Genomic DNA, 19,111 nt, shown 5'->3' on the forward strand with positions numbered 1-19,111 from the left:
ATCGCTGCACAAAGCTGGTGGACACCCGTCGGAACCTGCCGCTTCGAGGTAGAGAAACCTCTACCTCGAACTGGCCGGACAATGCCAATGTGCCGCGGGGCCGGCGTTCCTAATCTGGTCCCCAGACACCGCGTGAGAAGCGAAATCTCGTAGGGGAGCCCCCGTGCACACTTCACACGACCTCCGCCGGACGGAGGCGGTACGGCTGGATGCCGTGTCGAAGACCTATGGCCGAGGAGACAGCCAGGTGGCGGCGCTCCGCGGGCTCACCGTGAGCTTCGCCGACGGCACCTTCACCGCCGTCATGGGACCGTCCGGATCGGGCAAGAGCACCTTCCTGCACTGCGCCGCGGGACTGGTCCAGCCCACCTCCGGCACGGTCACCGTCGGCGGCACCGACCTCGCCGGCCTGGACGACACCCGGCTGACCAAGCTCCGCCGCGACCGGATCGGCTTCATCTTCCAGTCGTTCAACCTGCTGCCCGCGCTCACCGTCATGCAGAACATCACCCTGCCGCTGCAACTGGCCGGACAGCGGCCCGACAGGAACCTGATCCGCACCGTCGTGCAGCGCGTGGGCCTGGCCGAGCGGCTCGGGCACCTGCCCTCCCAGCTCTCCGGCGGGCAGCAGCAGCGCGTCGCCATCGCCCGCGCCCTGGTGACCCGCCCCGCCGTGGTCTTCGCCGACGAGCCCACCGGCGCCCTCGACACCCGCACCGCCGCCTCCGTGCTCGGCCTGCTGCGCGAGTCCGTCGACACCGCCCGCCAGACGCTGGTCATGGTCACCCACGACCCGGTGGCCGCCTCCTACGCCGACCGCGTGGTCTTCCTCGCCGACGGCGCCTTCGCCGGCGAACTGCTCCGGCCGACGGCCGACGCCGTCGCCGCCCGGATGACCCGGCTCGGCGCCTGGGAGGACGACACCCACCGGCAGAACGCCGCGCAGCCCTCGGGAGGTCGGTACTGATGTGGCGCCTGGCACTGCGCACCCTGAAGTTCCGCCGGACGAGCTTCATCGCGACCTTCCTCGCCATGTTCCTCGGCGCCGCGATCGTCATCGGCTGTGGCGGCCTGATGGAGACGGGCGTCCGCATGGCGGCCGAGCCCCAGCGCCTGAACGGCGCACCGGTCGTCGTCACCGGTGAACAGACCTATGACGCAACCGCCCTGACCGAACGTCACCGCATCGACCCCCGCCTCGTCGGCGAGGTCGCCCGGGTCCAGGGCGTCCGCACGGCCGTCGGCGACGTGTCCGTCCCGGCCACCGTCCTGAAGGACGGCAAGCCGGTGACCGGCAAGTCCGCCTCGTACGGCCACGGCTGGGCCTCCGCCCGGCTCACCCCCTATACCCTCGCCGCCGGTAAAACCCCCGTCGCCGGCGGCGAGGTCGTCCTCGACGCGGACCTCGCCCGGCGCGCCGGCGCGCGCCCGGGGTCCGCCGTCGACATCGTCGTCCAGGGCACGCCCCGCCGGTTCCTGGTCAGCGGCGTCGCCGAACAGCACGGCGACCGCAACCCCGACGCCGCCGTGTTCTTCACGGACGACGAGGCCCGCGCCCTCGCCGGCGGCCGGATCGACTCCATCGGCGTGCTGCCCGACCCCGGCACACCGGTCACCGCGGTCGCGGACGCGGTGCGCGCCGAGGTCGGCGACCACGCCGAGGTGCTGACCGGCGAACGCCGGGGACTGGCCGAACTGCCCGGCACCCTCGCCAGCCAGCGCACCGTCGTCATCCTCGCGGCCGTCTTCGGCTCCTCCGTCGTCCTGATCGTCATGTTCGGCGTCGCCTCCACCCTCGGCCTCTCCCTCCAGCAGCGCGCCCGCGAGATGGCCCTGCTGCGCGCCGTCGGCTCCACCCCGCACCAGCTGCGCCGCATGATCCTCAGCGAGACGGCCGTGCTGTCGGTGGGCTCCGTGCTGCTCGCCCTGCTGCCCGGCTACGCCATCGGACGGCTGCTGTTCGGGGTGCTGACCTCCAGCGGCGTGGTGTCGTCAGCGATCGTCTACCACGCCGGATGGATGCCGATGGCCGTCGGAGCCGTCGTCACCGTGCTCGCCGCGGCCGGCGCCACCCGGTTCGCCGGACGGCGCGCCGCCCGCACCGAACCGGTCGCCGCGCTGGCCGAATCCGCCGCCGGCACCCGCTGGTTCAGCGTGCCGCGGCTGCTGCTCGCGCTGTTCTTCCTCGCCAACGGCATCGGCCTGGCCGTCGCCACCGCCACCGTCATGGACGACGGCCCCACCCTCGCCAGCACCGCCGGGCCCGCCTCCGTGCTGTTCTGCATCGGCCTCGCCCTGCTCGCCCCCGGCATCACCAAGGCCATGGTCGCGGTGCTCCGCCTGCCGGTACGGGCGCTGTCCGGGCTCTCCGGTCAGCTGGCGCTGCGCAACGCCGCCACCGCCAACGTCCGCATGGCGGGCGCGGTCGCGCCGATCGTCCTGCTCATCGGCATCGCCACCGGCACCCTGTACATGCAGTCCACCGAGGACCACGTCTCGCGGACCTCCTACGACCGCAACATCCTCGCCGACTACGTCCTCGACTCCACGACCGGCGGATTCGCGCCCGGTGTCGTCGACCGGGTGCGCGCCACGCCCGGGGTGGCCGCGGCCTCCGAGTTCGTCACCAGCCGCGGCTTCGTGGACCGCGCCGGCGGCCCGGACCAGGTCGACCTGCGCGGCGTCTCCGCCGACGGCGTGCGGCAGAGCCTGGACCTGCCCGTCGTCGCCGGGTCCCTCACCGGCCTGCGCGGCGACACCGTTTCCCTGTCCGACAAGAAGGCCCGGGAGTACGGGGTGAAGGTCGGCGAGCGGCTGCCGATGCACCTCGGGGACGGCACCGCCGTACGCCCCACCGTCGTGGCCCTCTACCGCGACAACCCCAAGCAGGAGTACCTGACGCTGCCCGCGGCCACCCTCGCGCCGCACACCGGCGACGGGCTGCCGCACCAGATCCTCGTGCGCACCGCGCGCGGCGCCGGCGCCGGCGTCCACGAACGCCTCGCCGCGCTGGCCGCCGGGGTGCCCGGCACCGAACTGGACGACAGCTCCTCGCTGGCCGGCCGCAACAACCAGATCCAGCAGATCCTGGTCTCCGCCAACTACACCATCGTCGCCATGATCGTCGGGTACGCCGCGATCACCGTCGTCAACACCCTGGTGTCCGTCACCCGGAAACGGAGCGCGGAGTTCGGTCTCCAGCGGCTCACCGGCGCCACCCGCGCCCAGGTGCTCGGCATGCTGACCGTCGAGGGCCTGCTGACCGGTGTCGTCGCCACCGTCCTCGGCACCGTCGCCTCCGCGACGACCATCGTCCCCTACAGCCTCGTCAAGAGCGACTCCTACCTGCCCTCCGGATCCATCGGCATCTACCTCGCCATCGTCGGCGGATCGCTGCTGCTGGTGTTCGGCGCCACGCTGCTGCCGTCCTGGCGCGGCATGCGCAGCCCCGCCGTGGAGACGGTGAAGGCCGCGTGAGCCACCCCCTGACCGGGCCGTCCCCGCTTCCCCCGGGCGGGGGCGGCCCCTGCGTGACGGGCGGCCGGGAATGGGAGCATGAGGACATGAAGACTGTGCCGGTCACGTGGCGCGGCCGACTCGGCCGCGCCACCGTGGACACCCTGGTCGGCGTGGCCATCGCCTCCGGAGCGCTGCTGTCGGTCGTCCTGTTCGTCACCACCACCTACTTCATCGTCCTGTGCCTCATCGGCATCGGCTTCCTCGCGCTGCCCTACCTGACCCGGGCCGTGCGATGGCTGTGCGACCTCAACCGGCGGGCCGCCGCGCGCTCCGGCGTCCCGGTGGAGCGGCCCTACCGGCCCGAGCCGGAGGAGATCGAGAAGGACATCGTCGGCTGGACGCGGCGCTGCAAGTGGATCCTCGCCGACCCCGCGACCTGGCGGGACCTGCTGTGGCTGCTCCTCAACTGCGTCGTCGGCCTCGTCGGGTTCGTGCCGGCCGCGCTGCTCTACTACGCGGGGGAGGGACTGTTCCTCGCCGCCGGCCTGTGGCGGCCCCTCGCGGAGGACGGCCACGGCCGCTGGTACTGCTTCGTCACCGTCGACAGCTGGCCGGCGGCGCTCGCCGCGGCCCTGCTCGCCCTCGTCGTGCTCACCGGCTGGCTGTTCCTCGGCCCGCTCGTCCTCAGGGGCTTCGCCTACTTCGTCCGCCTGCTGCTCGGCCCCACCCGCCAGTCCCAACTCGCCTCCCGCGTCCAGCACCTGTCCGAGACCCGCTCCGGCGCCCTGGACATCCAGGCCGCCGAACTGCGCCGCATCGAACGGGACCTGCACGACGGAGCACAGGCGCGGCTCGTCAGCCTCGGCCTCCAACTCGGCGCCGTGGACCGGAAGATGAACCAGGACCCGGAGGAGGCCCGGCGGCTGCTGCGGCAGGCCCGCACCTCGTCGGTGCAGGCGCTGCGCGAACTGCGCGACCTGGTCCACGGCATCCACCCGCCGGTCCTCGCCGAACGGGGCCTGCCCGACGCCCTGCGCGCCCTGGGCCTGGCCAGCCCGCTGCACGTCACCGTGGTGGTGGACCTGCCCGGCAGACTGCCCGACCCGGTCGAGTCCGCCGTGTACTTCGCGGTGTCCGAACTGCTCGCCAACGCCCTCAAGCACGCCGACGCGCGGCGCGTGGAGGTCGTCGCCTGGCGCGAGGAGGACACGCTGCACGCCCGGGTCACCGACGACGGCCGCGGCGGCGCCGACGCGTCGGCGGGGAGCGGCCTCGCGGGCATCCGACGGCGGCTGGCATCCTTTGACGGGGTCCTGGAGATCGACAGTCCACCGGGCGGTCCGACCGTGATGAAGATGGAGTTGCCGTGCGCGTTGTCCTCGCCGAAGACCTCTTCCTCCTGAGGCAGGGGATCATCCAACTGCTGGAGGCGTACGACTTCGAGGTGGCCGCCGCCGTCGACAACGGCACGGACCTCGCAGCCGCGATCACCGAGCACCGGCCCGACATCGCCATCGTCGACGTACGGCTCCCGCCCACCTTCACCACCGAGGGCCTCCAGGCCGCCCTGCGCGCCCGCCGGGAGCGGCCCGGCCTGCCGATCCTCGTCCTCTCCCAGCACGTCGAGCAGATGTACGCCCGGGAGCTGCTGGCCGACGGCACCGGCGGCATCGGCTACCTGCTCAAGGACAGCGTGCTGGACGACGAGCAGTTCATCGACGCCGTGCGCCGCGTCGCGGCCGGCGGTACGGCCATGGACACCGCCGTGGTCGCCCAGTTGATGACGAGTCACTCCCGGGACGAGCCGCTGGCCGCGCTCACCGCCCGCGAGCGCGAGGTGCTGGAGCTGATGGCGGAGGGCTGCTCGAACACGGCGATCGCCCAGCGGCTCACCATCACCGAGGGCGCGGCGGCGAAGCACATCTCCAACATCTTCACCAAGCTGATGCTGCCGCCGTCGAGCGACAGCAACCGCCGGGTGCTCGCCGTGCTGGCCTACCTCAACGCCTGAGCAGGGCCGGTTGGGGCGGGTAGGGGTGGTCCGCCCCCGCCCCGGGCGTGAGACTGCTGGGGCACCGCCCCCGCGCCGAGCGCCGCAGCCCAGGAAGGGAACGCCCGCCCCCATGACCACGCTCACCGAGCAGGACAGCCTCTGGATCCGCCGCTACCATCCCCGCCCGGACGCGGCGGCCAGGCTGGTGTGCCTGCCCCACGCGGGCGGCTCGGCGACCTTCTACCACCCGGTGTCGGCGGGCATGCCCGCCTCCGTGGACGTGCTCGCCGTGCAGTACCCGGGGCGTCAGGACCGCCGCGGCGAGCCGTGCGCCACGAGCATCGGCGAACTCGCCGACCAGGTCACCGCCGTCCTGCTGCCGTGGGCGGACCGCCCCCTGGTCCTGTTCGGCCACAGCATGGGCGCCACCCTCGGCTTCGAGGTCGCCCGCCGGCTGGAACGCGACCACGGCATCGTCCCGCGCGCCCTGTTCGCCTCCGCCCGGCGGGCCCCCTCCTGCCCGCGCCACGAGACGGTCCACCTGCGCGACGACGACGGACTCATCGAGGAGATGCGCCGGCTGAGCGGCACGGACGCGTCGATCCTCGACGACGAGGAACTGATCCGCATGGCCCTGCCCGCGATCCGCGCCGACTACCGCGCGGCCGAGACCTACACCTACGAGCCGGGCCCGAACCTCACCTGCCCCATCGTCAGCCTGGTCGGCGACGACGACCCCAAGGTCACCGTGGACGAGGCCCGCGCCTGGTCCGGCCACACGGACGCGGCGTCCGAGTTCCACGTGTTCCCGGGCGGGCACTTCTACCTGACGGCGCATGCCCAGGACGTCCTGGGCATGCTGGCGAAGTGGACGGTACGCGCGTGACGTCGGTGCTGATCACCGGGTGCAGCAGCGGCATCGGCCTGGAGACGGCCCTGGCGTTCGCACGGCGCGGGGACCGCGTCCACGCCTGCGTCCGCAACCCCGCCGGCGCGGAGGAACTGCTGCGCCGCGCCCGCGCCGAGGACCTCACCCTCGACGTCCCCCGGCTGGACGTCACCGACGACGCGTCCGTCACCGCCGCCGTCACCGCGGTGCAGGACCGGCACGGGCCCGTCGACGTGCTGGTCAACAACGCGGGCATCGACCGGACCGGACCCGTCGAGACCATGCCGCTCGACCGGGCGCGGGAGCTGATGGAGACCAACCTCTGGGGCCCGCTGCGCGTGTCCCGCGCCGTGCTGCCCGGCATGCGGGCCCGGGGCAGCGGGGTCATCGTCAACGTCTCGTCCCTCGCCGGGCGGACGTTCGCCGTGCCGCACGGCGGGTTCTACGCGGCGAGCAAGGCCGCCCTGGGAGCGCTCAGCGAGGCCCTGTACGCGGAGGTCCGGCCCTTCGGCATCCGGGTGGTGTGCCTGGAACCCGGCAGCTTCGCCTCCCGCATCCAGGGCAGGTCCGTCGCGGGCGCCACCGGCGCGGAGCCGTCCGGGGACGACCCGTACCGCGCGGACCACGCCTGGCTGGCCCGGTTCCTCACCCGCGTCGCGGAAGGCGCCGCGGACTGCGCGGAGGCGGCCGAGGCCGTCGTCGCCGCCGCCGACGACCCCGGCACCGCACTGCACACGGTGGTCGGCAAGGACGCGGAGGCGGCCCTGGGTTTTCTGGCGGGCGTCTCCTACGAGGAGTGGCTGCCCCGCTTCCTCGGCCAGGCCGAGTCCCTTGCGGGGCCCCGGCCCACCCCGTGAACGGCCGCCGGTACGACGCGGGCCTCGGAAGTGACAGTCACTTCCGAGGCCCGCGCCGTACCGGCGGCCGGCGGACGTTCAGCCGTGCACGCGGATCGACTGCGCCGGGCACAGGTCGGCGGCCTGGTGGACCGATTCGTGGTGATCCGCGGCCGGCTCCTCCCGCAGCACCAGGACGAGGCCGTCGTCGTCCTGGTCGAACACCTCGGGGCTGAGCATCGCGCACTGGCCCGAGCCCACGCACCGGTCCCGGTCGGCGGTGACACGCATGAGGGGGACTCCGTTCGGGTCGGCCGTCACCAGGTGACGGGGAGTTCGTAGACGCCGTAGACCATGGCGTCGTCCTTGAAGCGCAGTTCCTCCGGCTCGGCCGCCAGCCGCAGGCCCGGGACGCGGCGCAGCAGCGTGCCGTAGACCGTCTCCAGCTCCACCCGGGCCAGGTTGGCGCCGATGCACTGGTGGATGCCGTAGCCGAACGCCAGGTGGCTGCGGGCCTCCTTGCGGCGGATGTCGAGGGTGCCCGGGTCGGGGAAGACGGACTCGTCGTGGTTGGCGGCGTTGTTCAGGGCGAGGATGCCCTCGCCGGCGCGGATGGTGACGCCGCCGACCTCGATGTCGTCCACCGCCACCCGTGCCGTGCCGGAGTCCGAGATGGAGAACACCCGCAGCAACTCCTCGATGGCGTTGGGCAGGAGCGCGGGGTCGTCCCGCAGCGCCGTCATCTGCTCGGGGTGCTGGAGCAGGGCCAGCACCCCCAGGGCGATCATGTTGGCCGTCGTCTCGTGGCCGCCGACCAGCATCAGCCGGGCCATCGTCACCACGTCGGCGTGGTCGGCGACCTGCTCGGTGCGGTTCTTCTCCAGGAACCGGCTGATGAGGTCGTCGCCCGGCTCGTTCTCCTTCAGGGTGACGAGCTTGTCGAGGTACGCGTCCAGGGCCTGCACCGCCGCCCCGTACTCCGCCGGGCTCAGATCGTGGTTCATCATCGCCGCGGACCACTCCTCGAACTGCGCGTGGTCCTCGTAGGGCACACCGAGCAGTTCGCAGATGACGAGGGACGGCACCGGCAGCGCGAGCGCGGTCACCAGGTCCACCGGGCCGCCCTTCGCCAGCATCGCGTCGACGTGCTCGTCCACGATCTGCTGGATGCGCGGGCGCAGCTCCCTCACCCGCCGCGCGGTGAACTCCGGTATGAGCATGCGCCGCTGGGCGGTGTGCTCCGGCGGGTCCATGTTGAGCATCATCAGCCGGACCTGCGCCAGCATCTCCTCGGGGATGTGGAACTGGTGCGGGTAGCCCGGCAGTTTCAGGTTGGAGCTCACCCGGCTGTCGCCCAGCACCTGGCGGACGTCCTCGTGCCGGGTGACCAGCCAGGCCGGCTTGCCGTTCACCTTCAACGCGGCGCGCGAGACGGGTTCGTCCGCGCGCATCCGGGCGTACTCGCGCGGCTCGCTGAACGGGCAGGTGCGCCGCATCGGGAACCGCTGGAGCGGCTCATCCGTCTCGGGCAGGGCGTCGGCGGACTGGGTCATGGCTGCCTTTCGGAACGTGTCGGTGACAAGAGCGGGGTACGGGGGCGGGGTCGCGGTGTCACCAGGTGACGGGCAGCTCGTACAGGCCGTAGACGATCGCGTCGTCCTTGAACCGCAGCTCCTCGACCGGGGCGGCCAGGCGCAGCGTGGGCACGCGCCGCAGCAGCGTCGAGTACACGACGTCCAGCTCCATGCGCGCCAGGTTCTGCCCGATGCACTGGTGGACGCCGTAGCCGAACGCCAGGTGGCTGCGTGCCTCGCGCCGCACGTCGAGGCGGTCGGGGTCGGGGAACACGCGCTCGTCGTGGTTGGCCGCGTTGTTCAGCGGCAGGATGCCCTCGCCGGCCCGGATGGTCACCCCGCCGAGCTCGATGTCCTCCAGGGCGACCCGGGCGGTGCCCGCGTCGGAGATGGAGAAGAAGCGCAGCAGCTCCTCCACCGCCTTCGGCATCAGCTCGGGCTCCTCGCGCAGGGCGGCGAGCTGCTCGGGGTGCTCCAGCAGGGCCAGCACACCCAGGGCGATCATGTTGGCGGTGGTCTCGTGCCCGGTGACCAGCATCAGCTTGGACATGCTGACGATGTCGGAGTGCTCCACCGCCGGCGTCTGCCGGTTGAACTCGATCAGCCGGCTGATCATGTCGTCGCCGGGCTCGCTCTCCTTGGCGGTGACCAGCCCGTCCACGTACCGGTCCAGCTCGTAGTGCGCCAGGCCCCGGTCCTCGTCGCTGATGTCGTGGTTCATGATGGCCCACGCCCACTCCTCGAACCGGCCGTGGTCCTCGTAGGGCACGCCGAGCAGTTCGCAGATGACGAGGGACGGCACCGGCAGCGCGAGCGCGGTGACCAGGTCGACCGGACCGTCCGCGCCCTTGGCGAGCATCTGGTCGATCTGCTGGTCCACGATCTGCTGCACCCGGTCGCGCAGCTCGCGCATCCTGCGGACGCTGAACTCCGGTGCCAGCATGCGGCGTTGCACGGTGTGGTCCGGCGGGTCCATGGAGAGGAAGGTCAGCGGCACCGACTGGAGCGTCTCCTCGGGGACCGGCACCTGGAGGGGATATCCGGGCAGCTTCAGGTTGGCGCTGACCCGGGAGTCGCCCAGGATCTTCTTGTACAGGTCGTGGCGGGTGACCAGCCAGGCGGGCTTGCCGTTCACCTTCAGCCGGGCCCGGGAGACCGGCTCGGTCTCGCGCAGCCCGGCGTAGGCGGCCGGCGGGCTGAAGGGGCAGGCCCGCCGCATCGGGAACTCCGGCAGCGCGGCCCCGTCGGCCGGTTCGGCAGGTGCAGTCATCATGTCCTCATCGCACGGAGGGAGCGGGACACGCCGGTATCGGAGCGGGTCCGGGCCCGGCGCCGGTGCGGCGCTGTCAGCCGCCCCTCGCACGCTAGGCAGCCACGACCGGGGCCCCAACCCCTAGGCGCCCCTAGGCACCGCTGCCCGTGACATGCGGGTGCGCGCGAGGCCGCCCACGGCCGGGGACGGCTGCGGCTCCCGGCGACGGGACCCGCTGCGGGCGCCCACCGTGGACGGCCATGCCGCTGGGCGGTGCACCGGGCCTGGGGGGAGTGGGCGCGGTCGGTGTGGGTGGGCCGGCAGCCGGTGGTGTGGGGGCCGTGGGCAAGGGCGGACGCGGTCGGCTGGGGTGAGTTCGCTTCCGGTGGTGTGCGGGTCGTGGCCGAAGGCGGGCGTCTTCCGTGTGGGTGAGCTCGCCGCCGGCGGGGTACCGCAGGGTGGGCGCAATCCGCGTGGGCAGGCCCCCGACGGGCGCCGGGAGGTGCCGGCGGGGGCGCGTGTCCCGGCGCCCGCCCCGCCGCTCAACCGGCCGCACGGAGCCCCACGGTCCGGTTCATCGGGGCACGCCGCGGCTCGCGGACGGCCGGCGCCCCGCCGCCCGCCGACCCCCTAGGCACCGCCCTCCCGGACGGACCCCGCCTAGGGGCGGTTAGGGGTCCGGCGGCGGCGCGGCGGCGGTTAGCGTCGGCTGCGGAACACGGGCAGAGGCACCGCGGACCGGACAGGGGCACGGACCCCGCCGCCCCGGCTCTCCCGGTCCCGGCCGGCGTCCCGTCCCCGGCCGCCGCAGACGTCCCGCAGCCGAGCAGAGGTGATCAGCGTGTCCCCGGATCCCAGCGCGAAGGGCACCGTCCCCTTCGGGGAGTACCGGACCTGGTACCGGGTGACCGGTGAACTCGGCGCGGGACGCCCGGCGGTCGTCGCCGTGCACGGCGGCCCCGGCAGCACCCATGACTACCTGCTGCCGCTGGCCCGGCTCGCCGAGGACGGCTGGCCCGTCGTCCACTACGACCAGCTCGGCAACGGCGGCTCCACCCATCTGCCTGACAAGGGCGCCGAGTTCTGGACCGTCGAGCTGTTCGAGAGGGAACTCGCCAACCTGGTCGAGCAGTTGGGGATCGGCGACGACTACGTGCTGTTCGGCCAGTCCTGGGGCGGCCCCCTGTGCGCCCGGCACGCCATGACCGCCCCGGCCGGTCTGCGCGGACTGGTCATCGCCAACGCGCCCGCCTCGTACCCGATCTGGCTGCAGGAGATGGCCCGCCTGCGCGCGGAGCTGCCGCCGGAGGTGCAGGAGGCGCTGCTGCGGCACGAGGCCGCCGGCACCTACGACAGCGAGGAGTACCTGGCCGCGATGCGGGTCTTCTACGACCGCCATGTGTGCCGCGTGACGCCCTGGCCCCGGGACTTCCTGTCCTCCTTCATGGAGATCTACAACGACCCGACCGTCTACTACGCCATGAACGGACCCAACGAGTTCCATGTCATCGGCTCTCTCAAGGACTGGTCGATCGTCGAAGACCTGCACCGCGTCCGCACGCCGACCCTGCTGATCAGCGGCCGCCACGACGAGGCCACGCCGGCCGTCGTCCAGCCGTACCAGGACGGCATCCCCGGAGCGCGCTGGGAGATCTTCGAGGAGTCCAGCCACCTCCCGCACCTGGAGGAACCGGAACGGTTCTTCGCGGTGATGACCGACTTCCTCAAGAGCCTGTGACATCCACGCGTCCGTGAAAGGGGGCGGAGAACCCGCCATGGCACACGACACCGCGCTCGTCTTCCCCGGCATGGGCCCCGTCCCGTTCGCCGAGGTCGGCAGGTTCATGGTGGCCAACCCCTTCGCCCGGGACCTGGTCGCCGTCGCCGACGAGGCACTCGGCTACTCGCTCGTGGACGCCTTCCGGACCTCCCCGGGCGACTACTCCGAGGCCGCCCAGGTCGCCTTCCTCGTCAACTGCCTGGCCTGCGCCCACTGGGCCCGGGACCACCTCGGCGTGGAACCCGGCATCGTCGCCGGGCCCAGCTTCGGCGAGAAGGCCGCCCTCACCTGGTCCGGCGCCCTGGAGCTGCCCGACGCGGTCCGGCTGACCGCCGAGATCGCCCGCTGCCTGGAGGAGTACTTCGCCGAGGAGCACCAGGACAAGGTCACCCTGTCCTTCGTCCGCGCCCCCCGCGACGGACTCGACGCGATCCTCGCCGACCTCGACGCGGCGGGGGAGTGGCACGAGATCTCCTGCCACGTCGACGACGGCTTCTACATGCTGTCCCTGTCCGAGCACCGCGTGGAGTGGATGCAGCAGCGGCTGCGCGCCATCGGCAGCCTCCCGCTGTACACCATGCGGCCCCCCATGCACGCCTCGGCCTTCCGTTCCCTGCGCGACAAGGCCGCGCGCGAGGTGGTGTCCCGCTACACCTTCGCCGACCCCGAGCTGCCCGTCGTCGCCGACCAGGACGGCAGGCTGCTGCACACCGGCGAGGAACTGCGCACCATGCTGCTCGACGGCTTCGACCACGCGATGAACTGGCCGAGCGTCACCACGGCCCTCAAGGACGCGGGCGTCCGCCGCCTGTGCGTCGCCGGGCCCGACAGCCTCTTCGGCCGGGTTCCCAGCACGACCCGCCAGTTCGACGTCGTCGCCGCGCAGCCGCGGCTGGCGATGACCCCCCGGCGCCGCTCGCGCGCCGCCTGACCCCCCGACACGTTGGAGGCACCCATGTGGGACGACCGGTTCGAACAGATACTCCGCCCCTTCCTGCCGTTCCTTCCGCCGCAGGAGGAGCTGACGCCGGAATCCGACCTGAAGGACCTCGGCCTGGATTCGCTCGGCACCGTCCAGCTCCTCGGCACGCTGGAGGAGGACTACCAGGTCCGCTTCCGCGACAGCGCGCTGACCATGGACACCTTCCGCACCGCCGGCGTGCTGTGGGACACCGTGCACAGCATGCTCCAGAGCACCGCGAGCTGACGGGACGGCCACCGTGCACCCCACCATGGACGGCACGCTGTCCGGCCGGTTCGCGCGCGGCCTGGCCCTCGCCCCGGACCGGCCCGCGCTGCGCGCCGACGGCGTCGAGCTCACCTACCGCGAACTGCACGAACGCGCCCTGCTCCTGGCCGGCTCGCTGCTGGCCGGGCTCCCCGGGCGGCAGCCCGCCGTGGGGGTGCTCGCCGGCAAGGGACCCACGGCGTACGCGGCCCTGCTGGCCGGCCTGTACAGCGGTGTCACCGTCGTACCGCTCCAGCCGGCCTTCCCCGCGGCCCGCACCCGGCAGATGATCGAGGCCGCCGGGGTCGGCGCGCTGCTCGCCGACGACGACGCCCTGCCCGCCCTGACCGCGCTGCACGAGGCCGGTGTCACCCTGCCGACCCTGTTCGCGCCCGGCGGTCACCCCATGCCGGCGCTCGCCGTCGACCCGGACAGCGCCCTGAAGGCGCCCCTGCCGGCCCGGCCCTCCGACATCGCCTACGTGCTGTTCACCTCCGGCTCCACCGGCCGGCCCAAGGGCGTTCCGGTCACCCACGCCAACACCGCGCACTACTTCCGCCTGCTGGACGAGCGCTACGACTTCGGGCCGCACGACGTCTTCTCGCAGACCTTCGACCTCAACTTCGACTGCGCGATGTTCGACCTGTTCTGCGCCTGGGGCGCCGGCGCCGCCGTCGTACCGGTCCCGGCACGGGCGTACGCGCACCTGCCGGAGTTCGTGGCCGAGCAGCGGATGACCGTGTGGTTCTCCACGCCCAGCGCGATCACCCTGGTGCGCCGCACCGGCGGACTCGCGCCGGGCGCGCTGCCGTCGCTGCGGTGGAGCTTCTTCGCGGGGGAGGCGCTCAGCTGCAAGGACGCAGAGGACTGGGCCGCCGCCGCACCGGGCGCCACCCTGGAGAACCTGTACGGCCCCACCGAGCTCACCATCACCGTCACCGCGCACCGCTGGACGCCGGGCCGGCACCTGAACGACATGGTGCCCATCGGCGCCGTCCACCCCGGCCACGCGACGCTGCTGCTGGACCCCTCCGGTGCGCCCACCGCCGGTGACGAGGGCGAACTGTGCGTGGCCGGGCCCCAGTTGACCCCCGGCTACCTCGACCCGGCCGACGACACCGGGCGGTTCCTGGAGCACGACGGCCACCGCTTCTACCGCACCGGCGACCGCGTCCGGCGCGCCGGTGACGGCGGCTGGCTCTACCTCGGCCGCCAGGACGCCCAGGTCCAGGTGCACGGCGTGCGGATGGAACTCGCCGAGGTGGACGCCGCCGTGCGCACCTGCCCGGGCGTCGAGGACGCCGTGACCGTGGCGGTGCCCGTGGACGGCACGGTGGAACTGGCCGTCTTCCACACCGGCGAGCCCCTGCCACCGGCCCGGCTCGCCCGACATCTGCGGGAGCTGCTGCCGGCCGGGGTCGTCCCGCGCGCCTTCCACCACCTGGACGCGCTCCCGCTCAACTCCAACCGCAAGACCGACCGCAGGAAGCTCGCCTCCCAGGCCACGGCCATGCGGCAGGCCACCGGGGCGGGACGCACACACGAAAGGCGGCAGGAGTCGCAGTGAACGGTCAACCCACAGCCCCGGCCCGTACCGACGCCCGGGTCCACGACCTGCTCGACGAGGCCACCGCCGAGCGCCCCGACGCCCCGGCGGTCACCGACGGCACGGGCCGCTGGACCTACCGGGAACTCGCCGCCCACAGCCACGCCGTCGACGCCTGGCTGGAAGAGCGCGGCATCGGCCACGGCGACCGGGTCCTGGTCCAGCTGCCCAGCACCCGCGAACTGGTCGCGCTGCTGTACGGCACCGCGCGCCGGGGCGCCGTCCTGGTCCCCGTCAACACCGGCATGAAGGACTACCACCTGCGGTCGGTCGCCGAGAACGCCGACCCCGCGCTGGTCGTCGTCGGCGACCCCGCCGTCGACCGGATCACCGCCCTCGCCGGCGGCGTCCCGGTCCTCGGCCTCGGCGAGGCGTGGCGGGAGATCACCGCGCTGCGGGTGCGGGGCGCCCGCTCCGGCGGAGCGGACGTCGACCCCGAGGACATCGCCGTCCTCGTCTACACCTCCGGCTCCACCGCCGCCCCGAAGGCGGTGATCTGCCCGCACGGCCGGATGGTCTTCGCCACCGAGGCCATCAACCTGGAACTCGGCTACCGCCCCGACGACGTGGTGTTCTGCCGCTTCCCCATCTCCTGGGACTACGGCCTGTACAAGGTGCTGCTCACCGCGGCCGGCCGCTGCGAGATCGTGCTCGCCGACGGCGAGTCCGACCTGGTGCTGCTGCGCCGCATCCGCGAGACCGGCGCCACCATCGTGCCCATCGTGCCGTCCCTGGCCACCATGATCTGCGCCCTCGCCGAACGCGAACCCGGCCGGGAGTCCCGGGTGCGCATGTTCACCAACACCGGTGCCGCGCTGCCGAAGTCCACCGCCGACGGGCTGCGCGCCGCGTTCCCCGGCGCCGAGGTGGTCATCCAGTTCGGGCAGACCGAGTGCAAGCGCGTCTCCGTGCTGCCGCCCGCCCACCAGGACGCCAAACCGGACTCGGTCGGCCGCCCGCTGCCCGGCACCCGCGCCTTCGTGGTGGACGACGACGGCAACGCGCTGCCGCCGTGGCAGACCGGCGAGATCGTGGTCGAGGGCCCGCACGTCATGCCCGGCTACTGGCGCGCGCCGGAACAGACCGCGCGCGCCTTCCGGCCCGCGCCCGGCGGCGGACTGCGGCTGCACACCGGCGACTTCGGCCACGTGGACGAGGACGGCTTCCTGTACTACGAGGGCCGCCGCGACGACATGTTCAAGCACAAGGGCGTGCGCATGAGCACCACCGAGATCGAGAGCGCCGCCACCGACGTCCCCGGCGTCCGCGCCGCCGCCGTGCTGCCGCCCGCCCCCGGCCGCGACCTCGCGGTGTTCGCCGAGGGCGACATCGACCCGCACACCCTGCTGAAGGAGCTGTCCCTGCGGCTGGAGCCCGCCAAGGTGCCCGGCGTGAGCCGCGTCGTGGCCGAGCTGCCGCTGACCCCGCACGGCAAGCACGACCGCAAGCAGCTCGCCCGCCTCCTGGAAGGAACCACCCCGTGACCGGCCCCACCGAGCTGGCCGAACGCTTCGGCACCCCGTCCTACGTGTACGACCTGGACCGGGTGGCGGCGGCCCGCGACGACCTGTTCGCCGCGCTGCCCGACGAGGTCGAGGTGTTCTACGCCGCCAAGGCCAACCCGCACCCCGAACTGCTGCGCGAGCTGCGCTCCGGCGGCGCCCGCGGCTGCCGCGCCGAGATCAGCTCCGTCGGCGAACTCGACGCGGCCCTGCGGGCCGGCTTCCCCGGCGACCGGATCCTCTACACCGGCCCCGGCAAGACCACCGGGGAACTGACCGAGGCGCTCACGCGCGGTGTCCGCCTGTTCTCCACCGAGTCCTACGGCGACCTGTGCCGCGTCGGCGAGACCGCGCTCGGACTCGGCGTCACCGCCGACTGCCTGATCCGGGTCAACAACGCCACCGGCGCCGCCGCCACCAGCATCCGCATGACCGGCGTCCCCTCGCAGTTCGGCTTCGACAGCGAGACCCTGCCCGGCCTCGCCGCCGCACTGCGCGAGGTACCCGGCACCCGCATCGCCGGACTCCACTTCTTCCCGCTGAGCAACGCCAAGGACGAGGCCAGCCTCGTCGCCGAGTTCCGCCACACCATCGCCACCGCCGCCGCCCTCCAGGACGCCCTCGGCGTCGCCTTCCGCTTCCTCGACATCGGCGGCGGGTTCGCCGCGCCCTACGCCGTGCAGGGCGAGCGGCCCGTCTACGGCGGGCTCCGCGACGCCCTCGCCGGGGCACTGGACGAACACTTCCCCGGCTGGCGGGACGGCGCCCCGCGGATCGCCTGCGAGTCCGGCCGCTACCTGGTCGCCGACAGCGGCACCCTGCTGACCTCCGTCGTCAACGTCAAGGACAGCCGCGACACCCGCTACCTCGTCCTCGACGCCGGCATCAACACCTTCGGCGGCATGTCCGGACTCGGCCGCATCCTGCCCGTGTCCGTCGAGCCGCACGAGTCCGTCGGCGCGGACGGCACCCCCGCGAGCCTCGCCGGGCCCCTGTGCACCCCGGGCGACCTGCTGGGCCGGAACGTCCCGCTGCCCGACCTCGCACCGGACGACGTGCTCACCGTGCCCAACGCCGGCGCCTACGGCCCCACGGCCAGCCTGCTGATGTTCCTCGGCCGGCCCGCACCCGCCGAGATCGTCGTCCGCGGCGACGCCCTCGTCTCCGTCTCCCGCATCCGGCACACCCGCACCTACGACCACGGACAGGCCCTGTGATGAGCCCCTTCCCGACCGCCCCCGCCCCCGGCGACCAGCCCGTGCTCGTGGCCGGCGGCATCTCCGACTCCCACACCTGGAACCTCGTCTACCTCCAGCTCCTCCTGGAGGAGCACGGGCACCGCGTGGTCAACCTCGGCCCCTGCGTCCCCGAGGACCTGCTCATCGGCGAGGCCCTCGCGCACCGCCCGGCCCTCATCGTGATCAGCAGCGTCAACGGCCACGGCTACCACGACGGCATGCGCACCGTCACCCGGCTGCGCGAACACCCGGAACTCGCCGGTGTGCCCGCCGTCATCGGCGGCAAGCTCGGCATCGCCGGCCCCTGCGGCGACGACGAGGTGGCCGCGCTGCGCGCCGCCGGCTACGACGCGGTGTTCGACGACAGCGCCGAGGGCGTCGCCGCCTTCCGGCGGATGCTCGACACGCTGCCGCAGCGGGCCCTGGTGTGACCGGCGTCGGGTTCGGCGCGTTCGTGCGCCGGGCTCACGACGCCGGCCACCTGGTGGTCCAGCCCCGGATGGGGATGAGCAGCCCGGCACGGATGCGGGCCGGGCTGCTCGCCACCCGGAGCGCCGCGGCGACCACCGTCGGCACGATCACCCTGGACAGCTACACCCGGGTCGGCGACCTGGAGTCGGCCGGACTGGCCGTCCTGGAGGGCGTCGCCCTCAACGGCTACCCGATCGTGAGCCACGAGACGACCACGACCCTGAACGTCCTCGACGGGATCCACGGACCCGACTTCCCGGTCCAGGTCCGGCACGGGTCGGCCGCGCCGCAGGACATCTTCCGGGCGCTGACGGCCGTCGGACTCGACGCCTCCGAGGGCGGACCGGTCTCCTACTGCCTGCCCTACGGCCGGGTCCCGCTGCGCGAGTCCGTCGCCCACTGGGCCGTCTCCTGCGAACTGCTCGCCGCCCAGCGTGAGTCGGGCGGCGAACCGCACCTGGAGACCTTCGGCGGCTGCGTCCTCGGCCAGCTCTGCCCGCCCGCCCTGCTCGTCGCGGTCAGCGTGCTGGAGGCACTGTTCTTCCGCCGGCACGGCATCCGCAGCATTTCCGTGAGTTACGCCCAGCAGACCGACCCGGCCCAGGACGCCGAAGCCGTGGCCGCGTTGCGCAGCCTGTGCGCGCGACTGCTGCCGGACACCGAATGGCACGTCGTCGTCTACGCCTACATGGGGCTGTTCCCGGAAACCGAGCAAGGCGCCTACCGGCTGCTCGGGAAAGCCGCCGAACTCGCCGTCGCCAGCGGCTCCGAACGGCTCATCGTGAAAACCGTCGCGGAATCCCGCCGCATTCCGTCGGTCGAGGAGAACGTCGCCGCCCTCGAATACGCCGCGACCGTCGCCGCGCGCACCCCCCGCGCCCCGCTCGACGGCACCGCCACCCAGACCTACGCCGAGGCGTCGGCGCTGGTGAACGCCGTACTGGAGCTGGACGACGACCTCGGCGCCGCGCTGCTCACGGCATTCGCCAGGGGATATCTCGACGTTCCCTACTGTCTGCATCCGGACAACGCCGGATTCAGCCGGAGTTACATCGCCGCGGACGGCCGGCTGTGCTGGGCCGACATCGGCAGGATGCCGCTGAACGGTGTCGCCGACGTACGCCCGGCCCGGGCCATCACCTCCGCGGACCTGCTCGACTCGCTGTCCTATGTGCGCCGTTCGTTCGACCGGCACCACCCCGGGGACAGATCGCCGGTCGAGGTGCCGGCCCCTAGGGGTGCTTAAGGGTGTGGCCTTTCTGGGGCCGTCACTACGGTGTGGA

17 protein-coding genes are annotated in these 19,111 nt (G+C 73.1%); 14 read left to right on the forward strand and 3 right to left on the reverse strand.

The annotated features are described in order from the left end of the window. The first annotated feature begins 163 nt into the window (after window positions 1-163). The 6 genes from ACZ5DC_RS23860 (at window position 164) to ACZ5DC_RS23885 (ending at window position 7,198) form a co-directional block, all read left to right on the forward strand. The gene (locus ACZ5DC_RS23860; protein ID WP_468655741.1) at window positions 164-967 is read left to right on the forward strand and encodes an ABC transporter ATP-binding protein; all 804 of its coding nucleotides are present in this window, start codon (window positions 164-166) and stop codon (window positions 965-967) included. Beyond that, window positions 967-3,477 (forward strand): FtsX-like permease family protein, encoded by a 2,511-nt coding sequence (locus ACZ5DC_RS23865; RefSeq protein WP_468655743.1) that lies wholly within the window; start codon window positions 967-969, stop codon window positions 3,475-3,477. Before ACZ5DC_RS23860 ends, ACZ5DC_RS23865 begins: the two co-directional genes overlap by 1 nt. A gap of 86 nt (window positions 3,478-3,563) precedes the next feature. Then, on the forward strand, window positions 3,564-4,862 hold the full coding sequence (locus ACZ5DC_RS23870) for a sensor histidine kinase (RefSeq protein ID WP_468655745.1): 1,299 nt from the start codon (window positions 3,564-3,566) through the stop codon (window positions 4,860-4,862). Beyond that, a complete protein-coding gene (locus ACZ5DC_RS23875) occupies window positions 4,826-5,470 on the forward strand; it encodes a response regulator transcription factor (protein ID WP_366753513.1) in 645 nt (214 codons plus the stop codon). Before ACZ5DC_RS23870 ends, ACZ5DC_RS23875 begins: the two co-directional genes overlap by 37 nt. A gap of 112 nt (window positions 5,471-5,582) precedes the next feature. After that, on the forward strand, window positions 5,583-6,338 hold the full coding sequence (locus tag ACZ5DC_RS23880; protein WP_366753514.1) for a thioesterase II family protein: 756 nt from the start codon (window positions 5,583-5,585) through the stop codon (window positions 6,336-6,338). Next, a complete protein-coding gene (locus ACZ5DC_RS23885) occupies window positions 6,335-7,198 on the forward strand; it encodes an SDR family oxidoreductase (protein ID WP_468655748.1) in 864 nt (287 codons plus the stop codon). Before ACZ5DC_RS23880 ends, ACZ5DC_RS23885 begins: the two co-directional genes overlap by 4 nt. 78 nt (window positions 7,199-7,276) lie before the next feature. On the opposite strand, the gene ACZ5DC_RS23890 is transcribed toward ACZ5DC_RS23885, so the two are convergent. The 3 genes from ACZ5DC_RS23890 to ACZ5DC_RS23900 are packed head-to-tail and all read right to left on the reverse strand — an operon-like array spanning window position 7,277 to window position 10,021. Then, a complete protein-coding gene (locus ACZ5DC_RS23890; RefSeq protein ID WP_366754477.1) occupies window positions 7,277-7,468 on the reverse strand; it encodes a ferredoxin in 192 nt (63 codons plus the stop codon). Between the two features lie 26 nt (window positions 7,469-7,494). Beyond that, a complete protein-coding gene (locus tag ACZ5DC_RS23895) occupies window positions 7,495-8,730 on the reverse strand; it encodes a cytochrome P450 (RefSeq protein WP_468655750.1) in 1,236 nt (411 codons plus the stop codon). Window positions 8,731-8,788: 58 nt separating this feature from the next. Beyond that, window positions 8,789-10,021 carry a cytochrome P450 gene (locus ACZ5DC_RS23900; protein ID WP_468656098.1) on the reverse strand — a complete coding sequence of 411 codons (1,233 nt, stop codon included), beginning with the start codon at window positions 10,019-10,021 and terminating at the stop codon, window positions 8,789-8,791. Window positions 10,022-10,844: 823 nt separating this feature from the next. Here ACZ5DC_RS23900 and ACZ5DC_RS23905 point away from each other — a divergent pair. Genes ACZ5DC_RS23905 through ACZ5DC_RS23940 form a run of 8 tightly spaced genes read left to right on the forward strand, consistent with a single transcriptional unit; the run spans window position 10,845 to window position 19,074 of the window. Next, window positions 10,845-11,741 (forward strand): proline iminopeptidase-family hydrolase, encoded by an 897-nt coding sequence (locus tag ACZ5DC_RS23905; protein WP_468655752.1) that lies wholly within the window; start codon window positions 10,845-10,847, stop codon window positions 11,739-11,741. A gap of 37 nt (window positions 11,742-11,778) precedes the next feature. Further along, window positions 11,779-12,714 (forward strand): ACP S-malonyltransferase, encoded by a 936-nt coding sequence (locus tag ACZ5DC_RS23910; RefSeq protein WP_468655754.1) that lies wholly within the window; start codon window positions 11,779-11,781, stop codon window positions 12,712-12,714. Window positions 12,715-12,738: 24 nt separating this feature from the next. Further along, window positions 12,739-12,990 carry a phosphopantetheine-binding protein gene (locus tag ACZ5DC_RS23915; RefSeq protein WP_366754481.1) on the forward strand — a complete coding sequence of 84 codons (252 nt, stop codon included), beginning with the start codon at window positions 12,739-12,741 and terminating at the stop codon, window positions 12,988-12,990. Between the two features lie 25 nt (window positions 12,991-13,015). Next, window positions 13,016-14,578, forward strand: a complete 1,563-nt coding sequence (locus tag ACZ5DC_RS23920; protein WP_468656100.1) for an amino acid adenylation domain-containing protein — start codon at window positions 13,016-13,018, stop codon at window positions 14,576-14,578. After that, window positions 14,575-16,101, forward strand: coding sequence for an AMP-binding protein (locus tag ACZ5DC_RS23925; protein WP_468655756.1), 1,527 nt, complete (start codon window positions 14,575-14,577; stop codon window positions 16,099-16,101). Before ACZ5DC_RS23920 ends, ACZ5DC_RS23925 begins: the two co-directional genes overlap by 4 nt. After that, window positions 16,098-17,336: a type III PLP-dependent enzyme domain-containing protein gene (locus ACZ5DC_RS23930; RefSeq protein ID WP_468655758.1), complete on the forward strand. Its 1,239-nt coding sequence runs from the start codon at window positions 16,098-16,100 to the stop codon at window positions 17,334-17,336. The genes ACZ5DC_RS23925 and ACZ5DC_RS23930 overlap by 4 nt, the downstream gene beginning before the upstream one ends. Continuing rightward, the gene (locus tag ACZ5DC_RS23935) at window positions 17,336-17,788 is read left to right on the forward strand and encodes a cobalamin B12-binding domain-containing protein (RefSeq protein ID WP_468655760.1); all 453 of its coding nucleotides are present in this window, start codon (window positions 17,336-17,338) and stop codon (window positions 17,786-17,788) included. Before ACZ5DC_RS23930 ends, ACZ5DC_RS23935 begins: the two co-directional genes overlap by 1 nt. After that, the gene (locus tag ACZ5DC_RS23940) at window positions 17,785-19,074 is read left to right on the forward strand and encodes a methylaspartate mutase (RefSeq protein ID WP_468655762.1); all 1,290 of its coding nucleotides are present in this window, start codon (window positions 17,785-17,787) and stop codon (window positions 19,072-19,074) included. Before ACZ5DC_RS23935 ends, ACZ5DC_RS23940 begins: the two co-directional genes overlap by 4 nt. The last annotated feature ends 37 nt before the right edge of the window (window positions 19,075-19,111 follow it).

The sequence above is a fragment of the Streptomyces sp. NPDC031445 genome, from assembly GCF_055581365.1.

Coding starts and splice junctions, on each gene's coding strand:
- ACZ5DC_RS23865 (WP_468655743.1), top strand. CDS start 967: ATGTGGCGCCTGGCACTGCGCACCCTGAAGTTCCGCCGGACGAGCTTC.
- ACZ5DC_RS23870 (WP_468655745.1), top strand. CDS start 3,564: ATGAAGACTGTGCCGGTCACGTGGCGCGGCCGACTCGGCCGCGCCACC.
- ACZ5DC_RS23880 (WP_366753514.1), top strand. CDS start 5,583: ATGACCACGCTCACCGAGCAGGACAGCCTCTGGATCCGCCGCTACCAT.
- ACZ5DC_RS23890 (WP_366754477.1), bottom strand. CDS start 7,468: ATGCGTGTCACCGCCGACCGGGACCGGTGCGTGGGCTCGGGCCAGTGC.
- ACZ5DC_RS23895 (WP_468655750.1), bottom strand. CDS start 8,730: ATGACCCAGTCCGCCGACGCCCTGCCCGAGACGGATGAGCCGCTCCAG.
- ACZ5DC_RS23900 (WP_468656098.1), bottom strand. CDS start 10,021: ATGACTGCACCTGCCGAACCGGCCGACGGGGCCGCGCTGCCGGAGTTC.
- ACZ5DC_RS23910 (WP_468655754.1), top strand. CDS start 11,779: ATGGCACACGACACCGCGCTCGTCTTCCCCGGCATGGGCCCCGTCCCG.
- ACZ5DC_RS23915 (WP_366754481.1), top strand. CDS start 12,739: ATGTGGGACGACCGGTTCGAACAGATACTCCGCCCCTTCCTGCCGTTC.
- ACZ5DC_RS23920 (WP_468656100.1), top strand. CDS start 13,016: ATGGACGGCACGCTGTCCGGCCGGTTCGCGCGCGGCCTGGCCCTCGCC.
- ACZ5DC_RS23935 (WP_468655760.1), top strand. CDS start 17,336: ATGAGCCCCTTCCCGACCGCCCCCGCCCCCGGCGACCAGCCCGTGCTC.